This is a genomic window from Vibrio genomosp. F10 str. 9ZD137, from assembly GCF_049974785.1.
GTDB lineage: Bacteria > Pseudomonadota > Gammaproteobacteria > Enterobacterales > Vibrionaceae > Vibrio.
On record NZ_JBNGCJ010000225.1, the window covers coordinates 1 to 5,644 of the forward strand.

At 43.5% G+C, this 5,644-nt stretch carries 6 protein-coding genes and 1 pseudogene; 5 read left to right on the top strand and 2 right to left on the bottom strand.

Annotated features, from left to right (window positions below):
- The 5 genes and pseudogenes from ACP45E_RS03155 to tadA all read left to right on the top strand — a co-directional run.
- Positions 1 to 335 (top strand): annotated as a pseudogene (locus ACP45E_RS03155) (PilW family protein); the annotation flags it as partial.
- Positions 332 to 1,630 carry a pilus assembly PilX family protein gene (locus ACP45E_RS03160; RefSeq protein ID WP_017038872.1) on the top strand — a complete coding sequence of 433 codons (1,299 nt, stop codon included), beginning with the start codon at positions 332 to 334 and terminating at the stop codon, positions 1,628 to 1,630. The pseudogene ACP45E_RS03155 and the gene ACP45E_RS03160, both read left to right, overlap by 4 nt.
- On the top strand, positions 1,620 to 2,033 hold the full coding sequence (locus tag ACP45E_RS03165) for a type IV pilus modification PilV family protein (protein WP_017034195.1): 414 nt from the start codon (positions 1,620 to 1,622) through the stop codon (positions 2,031 to 2,033). Before ACP45E_RS03160 ends, ACP45E_RS03165 begins: the two co-directional genes overlap by 11 nt.
- A gap of 296 nt (positions 2,034 to 2,329) precedes the next feature.
- Positions 2,330 to 3,889 (top strand): AbgT family transporter, encoded by a 1,560-nt coding sequence (locus ACP45E_RS03170; RefSeq protein WP_017040738.1) that lies wholly within the window; start codon positions 2,330 to 2,332, stop codon positions 3,887 to 3,889.
- 162 nt (positions 3,890 to 4,051) lie between these two features.
- Positions 4,052 to 4,591 (top strand): tRNA adenosine(34) deaminase TadA, encoded by a 540-nt coding sequence (tadA, locus tag ACP45E_RS03175; protein ID WP_017034197.1) that lies wholly within the window; start codon positions 4,052 to 4,054, stop codon positions 4,589 to 4,591.
- Between the two features lie 63 nt (positions 4,592 to 4,654).
- Here tadA and ACP45E_RS03180 read toward each other — a convergent pair whose 3' ends face one another.
- Positions 4,655 to 4,789 (bottom strand): hypothetical protein, encoded by a 135-nt coding sequence (locus tag ACP45E_RS03180; protein ID WP_017034198.1) that lies wholly within the window; start codon positions 4,787 to 4,789, stop codon positions 4,655 to 4,657.
- Positions 4,790 to 5,141: 352 nt separating this feature from the next.
- On the bottom strand, positions 5,142 to 5,644 hold a 503-nt coding region (locus tag ACP45E_RS03185; protein ID WP_158008364.1), incomplete at its 5' end, for a transglycosylase SLT domain-containing protein.

Genomic DNA, 5,644 nt, shown 5'->3' on the forward strand with positions numbered 1-5,644 from the left:
ATACTATTGCTGTGAGTGGCAGTAGCATGGGGTTTGCTTATTATCACTCTAAAACAGGCCAGTATCAGCATGTGAAATACACGTTGGACAATGGTTCATTGAAAGCATGTGAAAGAAAACAGGCGACACTAGCGTCTCTAACCGAGCTAACAGGATGCACTCATCTACTCGATCAAAATATTCTAAACGTAGTGTCATTTGCGGTAACCACCACTCCACTTGTTACCAGTAGCGCTGAAAACCTGTTTACCCACATTTACCTCGAAGCCGAGCTGCATGATGGGCGGTATAACCAGTCGATTTCTATGGGTATAAAGCAGAGGAATTGGCGATGAGGAAAAATCAACAAGGGGCGGCAGCGTTGGTCGTCACTGCACTGCTCTTGGTTGGGGCGTTAGCGTTTGCACTCAGTTCTTATCGAGGTGTGTTTTATCAAATAAAGGTAGCTAACAACCAGATTGATGCTCGTATCGCTCACTGGCGAGCAGAAGGAGGGCTAGAGTGTGGGTTTAGCGCTATCGTGCTAAACAACAGCAGTACCATTCCGACGAATTTAAACACGGTCTGTTCCGCGATGGGGTTGGCGCATCTTAAAGCGACAGATGATGATCCTGAAAGGTTGTCGGCGAAATTTGGTCATCGAGAAGTGAGTAAGAGTATCACGTTCTCTGGTGATTCAGGCTCAGGGGCGATTAAGTCGACATCCGATCTCATTATCTATGGATCAACATTGGTCTCGCCCCCGGATCCTGGTGTAAGGAACAGCGATAACGAATATGAATGCATAGCGGTGGTCGTGAGTCATAGCTTATTGGCAAGTGCAGGTATACTGAATCATGGTGTGGGTTCTGCAATTCCCAAATCAAGCGTTGGATTTGATAACAGTTCTGATTGTGCAGGAAACCATAAAACGAGTACTTCTTTAAAAGCAGGGATATGGCGTGATGCTTCAAGCAATTATGTCTCGTTCAACGCAGGCAATGATCTTCAGCGTAATGAAACACTCAATCCATTTAAGGCTGAGTTTGATTTTGAACGTGGAGATTGGGAAAAGGTACGGGACCATTCTGACTATGGTTTTATGTCTTACACCATGCTTGGGTCTGACGTAGATTGTGTTCAACAGTTTAAAGACGATTTGGTTCGAGGGCAGGCAAATAAAGTATGGATAGACGGAAGCTGTGAACTCAATCAAGCGGCAATTAATGAGATCACGAACATTCAAAGTGCGCATTCGGGAACGTATTTATTCTTACTTGTCCACAATGGGGTATTTGCGATTCGAGGATCAGGATCGATAAAAGGTGTGATTTTTCACTTTAACGAGAATTTTCAACCCGATCCGACGTATTGGGACCGATTTTCAACGGAATCCGTTGCTGATCTTAATGCCAATTTTACCGTTCCGATTCAAACGGTCTATGGCGAGTCGACATTATTAACCCCCAAGCATGCCACGTTCTTACAATCTGGATCATTTAGGTTCACTGGGGGGATGATGTTTGATACCCAAGGGCAGATGGCTCTGTTTTATGATTCAATGAGGCTCCAATACAACAGTGATATCACATCGAGCTTTGTTTTCTCTACCAAACCGAAATGGAAAAAAGGATCCTGGAATGATCACTAAACACCAAGGTTTTAGCTTGATAGAGGTGATGATTGCTTTTGTCCTCATTGGTATTTCATCACTAGGTTTAGTGAAGTTACAAACGATGGTAGAGAGTCAGGCTGAAGAAGCAAAAAATCGTCTTGGTGCTTTGTACTTAATGGAAACAAAGTTTGAGGGCTTTCGTCAGCGAGGCGTCTCTTCTGCGAGTCATTCTTACTCTTTCCACGATGTGCATAATGAGTGCAATGCGATGGTTGAAAAGAGTGCTACCTCAGCGATTCAACTGACCTGTGAATCAGAATTACTGCTTACGGACACCGTGAGTTCAATCATCTTAAAGGCGTATTGGCTCGATAGATTTAATCAAAAAAAACAGCTTGAGCTAATAACCATGATTTCTAAATACAGTGAGTTTGACTGATTCATCTAAACCCCAATAATCCCACCTATAGGCAAAACCAATAGTGGGTTGTGGTGGTAATGATTCGTTCAATGTATGTCATAAGGGTATCAAATTTGTTTTTTTTTGGTATGTGAGTTTGTGTTTATTATGTTGCACGTTAATGGCGTTTTTGCAAAACATGCCTCTGTTTAATAAAAACATTATGGAATCTTGTGCTTTTGTGGTGCGGATTTTATAGAATATGTGGTGATATATAGACCAACAATATTATCTACAAAGGTCTAAAAGCAACCACACAAACAGACGGAGTTACCATGAGTAACCAAGCAACACAACAAGCACCATTGCCGAAGCCGAAAGCTATGGATCGCTTTTTAAACGCTATAGAAACCGCGGGTAATAAAATACCTGATCCTGCTATTTTGTTTTTCTGGGCATTGGTTATTGTCTGGGTATCATCGGCATTATTGTCTAACGTATCTTTCGATCTTATTAACCCACGTACCGGCGATGCACTCGAAGTTAATAACTTATTGACGGGTGAGGCTCTTGCTAGCTTTCTAGCGAACATGGTTACGACATTTACTGGCTTTGCTCCTCTCGGTATCGTATTGGTTGCGATGCTGGGTGTGGGTGTGGCAGATTCTTCAGGCTTTATTCAAACCGGCCTTAAGAAAATGCTTAACTTTACGCCAGCTAAGCTTCTAACACCGATGCTAATTTTGGTTGCTATCGTATCTCATACAGCAGCTGATGCCGGTTATGTACTGGTTATTCCACTAGGCGGTATTATCTTCCATGCAGCGGGTCGTCACCCTCTAGCGGGTATTGCAGCAGCATTTGCTGGTGTGTCAGGTGGTTTTTCTGCAAACTTTATTCCTTCAGGCATCGACCCTCTATTAGCAGGTTTCACACAAACTGCAGCTCAAGTTCTTGATCCTGAATATATTATTAACCCATTAGCGAATATCTTCTTTACTGGTCTTTCTTCATTCTTAATCGTTAGTATCGGTTGGTGGGTAACAGAGAAAATCATTGAACCACGCCTTGCAAATACGCCTGTTGATGAAGATGCAGAAGAAGCACCTGATCTGGGCACGTTCACTGAGATTGAATCGAAAGCATTCCGTTGGGCTGGCTGGGCAATGGTTGCGGGTATTGCAGCGCTCGTTTTCGCATTGATGCCTGAAGATTCTGCGCTACGTTCTCCTGAAGGCGAGCTAACTGCATTCTCTGCACCTCTGATGAAGTCTATCGTGCCACTGATCTTTGTTCTGTTTGTTATCCCAGGTATCGTCTATGGCCGAGTATCGGGTAAGTTCAACAGCAATAACGATGTGATTAAGTCAATGTCAGAGACGATGTCTACAATGGGCGCTTACATTGTGATGTCGTTCTTCTGTGCTCAGTTCCTTTCTGCATTCGGTCAATCCAACATCGGTACAATGCTTGCGCTTTACGGCGCTGAAGGCCTAAAAGCGATGGATCTTGCTGGTGAGGCGACAATCGTTGGTATGATTCTGCTTACTGCGTTTGTTAACCTGCTTGTGGGCTCTGCATCGGCTAAGTGGGCGTTAATTGGTCCTATCCTAGTTCCAATGCTGATGGTTGTTGGTATCTCTCCTGAGTTATCTCAAGCCGCTTACCGTGTGGGTGATTCTGTTTCTAACATCATTTCTCCACTCATGGTGTTCTTCCCACTTGTGGTTGTTTACTGCCAACGCTATGTTAAGTCGACAGGTATTGGTACGTTAGCGGCTCTTATGATGCCATTCTCTATTGCTATGTTGATCGGTTGGACTATCTTCCTACTAGGTTACTGGGCTCTAGGTATTCCTCTGGGTATCAATGCACCTTACACTTACGCAATGTAAGCGATGCTAGAAGACCTAACTTAAGTATGGGGCTTCAATAAAACCTTTATCTAAAGCCCGCGATCCTTGTTGCGGGCTTTTTCTTATCTGTAAAATCAATGTACACTTCCGAACTGGTTGTATATTTACACCCAATTGACGATTTTTACTTCGGAGTTTTTTGTGTCTGTTTCTCTATTTTCTTCTCAAGATGAATGTTTTATGCGTCGAGCTCTAGAGCTAGCAGCGGTGGCAGAAAGTGAAGGAGAGGTGCCGATTGGCGCCGTTCTTGTGAGGGACGGAAAAATCATTTCAGAAGGTTGGAACCGCTCGATTGGTCAGCACGATGCTACCGCTCATGCTGAGGTTGAAGTGTTACGCAAAGCGGGTAAAGTACTCGAAAACTATCGACTGCTGGATACAACCTTATATGTGACGTTAGAGCCTTGCCCAATGTGCGCGGGTGCGCTTTTACATAGCAGAGTCAAACGAGTCGTGTATGGCGCATCGGATCTCAAAGCGGGGGCGGCTGGTACAGTATTGGATCTTTTTCAAAGCCAGGCAGCGTACCATTATGCAGAAGTGGAACATGGGCTGCTTGAAGCAGAATGCAAAGCGGTGTTGCAAACATTTTTTAAACGCAGACGTAAAGAAATAAAAGCAAAGAAACAGCAGATGAAACAGGATTTAGAGAGCAAGCCGGAAAACAAGCTGAAAAAGTAGCAGGTAGATTTAGCAAACACCCATATATGAATACACTTACCGTGAGGGATGTTTGCTGACTGGTTAATCCAAAAGTAGCTGTGTGTACGTGCGGTTACGCCAAATGATTTTCTTTTTGTTATTGGCGAGCATGCGTTTTCTGCGATTTGCTGACACTGTTTTATTCAAACGTTTGGATTGCATTTTACGCTTCATCATAAAATACTCCTTTCTAAAGGTTCTTATTGTCGTCTTTTCAAACACGTCGGTTTGAACCGTTCCATTTTATTACTCATCCGTTATAAGAGTGAATTGTTACCGCAATATGAACGTGCTTTAACAAAGTAAGACATGCGGCTCATCTAAATAAAATTCAAGTACTCAGAAACTAAAGTATCTAGAAAATAGAGTACCCAGAAAATAGAGAGCCTAGAAATTAAAGCGTATATTCGTATTCCGTGTACTAAGACTCTAGGGTCAAAGTGAGCGCAAAGTGCGCAAGAGCTCGGTTGCTCTTGCGCATTGCTCGTGGTGATAGGATAAAGATAGTAGTTTTGAGATCAACCGTTGATTAATTGGTGGGCGACGCTTCGCTGATTGAAGGAATACTCTCACCAGACACTTCTACCCCTGCCGAAATTTCAGGCGGTAATGGTTGGATAACCGTTAAATCATCCATGTTAGCCCCTATGTTAGAAGTGTTTACTTGGTCGATATGGCCAATAATACTCTGATAATAACGTCGTATATTCTCTACGTAGTTTCTCGCCTCATCACCCCGAGCAAACCCATAGTAAGTTTGGCTATAGTATTTTTTTTGCCTAAGCAGCGGTAAGCGATCTTTTACATCCGCCCACGAGTCTGGGTTTGCCCCTTGGCTTTTTGTTAAGCGTCTTGCGTCCATCACATGACCAAAGCCAACATTGTATGAAGCTAGTGCAAACCAGATCTTTTCATGTTGCGGAATACTGTCAGGAATCCGACCGACCATTTTTCTTAGGTACTTTACGCCGCCATTTATGGATTGCTCGGGATCAAGCCGATTGGTGACACCAACACTTTTTGCTGTTGGCA

What these genes read in the sequence shown, in the direction of transcription:
- ACP45E_RS03160 (WP_017038872.1), top strand. Translation starts at nt 332, where the DNA reads ATGAGGAAAAATCAACAAGGGGCGGCAGCGTTGGTCGTCACTGCACTG.
- ACP45E_RS03165 (WP_017034195.1), top strand. Translation starts at nt 1,620, where the DNA reads ATGATCACTAAACACCAAGGTTTTAGCTTGATAGAGGTGATGATTGCT.
- ACP45E_RS03170 (WP_017040738.1), top strand. Translation starts at nt 2,330, where the DNA reads ATGAGTAACCAAGCAACACAACAAGCACCATTGCCGAAGCCGAAAGCT.
- ACP45E_RS03180 (WP_017034198.1), bottom strand. Translation starts at nt 4,789, where the DNA reads ATGATGAAGCGTAAAATGCAATCCAAACGTTTGAATAAAACAGTGTCA.